The organism is Arhodomonas sp. KWT (genome assembly GCF_010993615.1).
Genome location: NZ_WNXE01000438.1, coordinates 1 through 1,429 on the forward strand (window position 1 = coordinate 1; position 1,429 = coordinate 1,429).

Here is a 1,429-nt window from a genome sequence, read left to right on the forward strand (position 1 = left end):
GCGCCCGCCGCCTCGCCTACGCCGGCGGATGTCCGTGCGGAGGCCGGGCGGTATACCGGCACGCGGGTGCTCTGGGGCGGGGAGGTTGCGGAGGTGATCAACGGCGAGGATGCCACCCTCCTTGCGGTGGTCGAGCACCCGCTGGACGGCAGCGCCCGGCCGAAACCGGGGGCCGCGAGCCGCGGGCGTTTCCTCGCGCGTTTCGACGGCTTCCTCGACCCGGTGGTCTACGCCCCGGGCGAGGAGATTACCGTCACCGGCCGCGTCACGGGCATCGAGGTGCGCACGGTGGGGGACTATCCCTATCGTTATCCAGTGGTTGAGGTCGGCGGCCACGAGCTCTGGCCCGAGCGGCCGCCGCCGGCGCCGCCGCCGGGGTGGTACCCCGGCTGGTGGGACTGCCATTACCCCTGGGGCTGCCCTGCGTGGTGAAACGCGCGGCCGCCGCGGCCCTGCTCGCCGGCATGCTGGCGGGCTGCGCGGCGGGGCCGGTGCGCGAGACGGGGGCGACCCGTGAGCCGCTGCCCGCCGCACTGGTCGCCGGCGGTGACGCCGTCGGCCGCGATGTGGTCTGGGGCGGACGTGTCGTCGACCGGCGCCCGGACGGGGCAGGGACCCGCCTGGAGGTCCTCGCCTTTCCGCTCCGCGGCCGTCAGCAGCCCAACGTCTACTGGGGCGAGGCCGGCGGCCGTTTCCTGGCCGTCAGCGAGCGCGTCCTGTCCACCGATGCCTATGCACCGGGGCGGCGCGTGACCGTGCGCGGCACGGTCACCGGCCTCGTGGACGTGCGCATCGGCAACTGGCGGACCCGCTGGCCCCGGTTGGCCGCCGAGGCCGTCTACGCCTGGCCCCGGGAGCGCGATCCGCAGCGCGAGCCGATACAGTTCCACCTGCCCGGGCGACCCATGTTCAGCGACTGAGCCCCGTGGGGCACGCCCGCCCTGGATATGGCCTTCCGGCAGGTTGTGCACTCGGCACCTACCCCGAAGACTGGAGGTGTGAGCCGGACCACCCCGCCAGGAGAACCGGGTGACCAACCAGGTCTGTTGATCCGGGTCCCGGGCAGAGAATGGCGGCTCGGGTAGCTCGTGCGCCGCAGGCGTGCCCGACCTACCCGAGCCGATCTTCCGCGCGCCGCGCCGCGCTAGAACGCCACCAGCCCGACACAGGCGGCGGTCAGCCCGCCCATCACCCACTGGAACCGCCGGCGCGCGCGCAGGCTGCCGAGCCAGCGGCCGATCGCGGTACCGAAGCAGGCCCAAAGGGACACGCACGGCAGGTTGATCGCCATGCAGATGGCGATCACCACCGCCGCGGAGAGCGCGTAGCCGTCGCCCGGGGCGGTGAACAGCGCCACCGCGGTCATGCCCATCACCCATACCTTGGGGTTGGCGAACTGGAACGCGAACGCCTCCGTGAACCGGATCGG

3 protein-coding genes are annotated in these 1,429 nt (G+C 73.5%); 2 read left to right on the forward strand and 1 reads right to left on the reverse strand.

All coding sequences use genetic code 11. From position 1 onward, the window contains the following. A partial coding sequence (locus G7A99_RS19700; protein WP_163143429.1) for a Slp family lipoprotein occupies positions 1 to 432 on the forward strand: 432 nt, incomplete at its 5' end. After that, positions 393 to 920: a Slp/YeaY family lipoprotein gene (locus G7A99_RS19705; protein WP_163143432.1), complete on the forward strand. Its 528-nt coding sequence runs from the start codon at positions 393 to 395 to the stop codon at positions 918 to 920. The genes G7A99_RS19700 and G7A99_RS19705, both read left to right, overlap by 40 nt. A gap of 224 nt (positions 921 to 1,144) precedes the next feature. On the opposite strand, the gene G7A99_RS19710 is transcribed toward G7A99_RS19705, so the two are convergent. Continuing rightward, the coding region (locus tag G7A99_RS19710; RefSeq protein ID WP_371807641.1) for a LysE family translocator at positions 1,145 to 1,429 on the reverse strand (285 nt) is incomplete at its 5' end.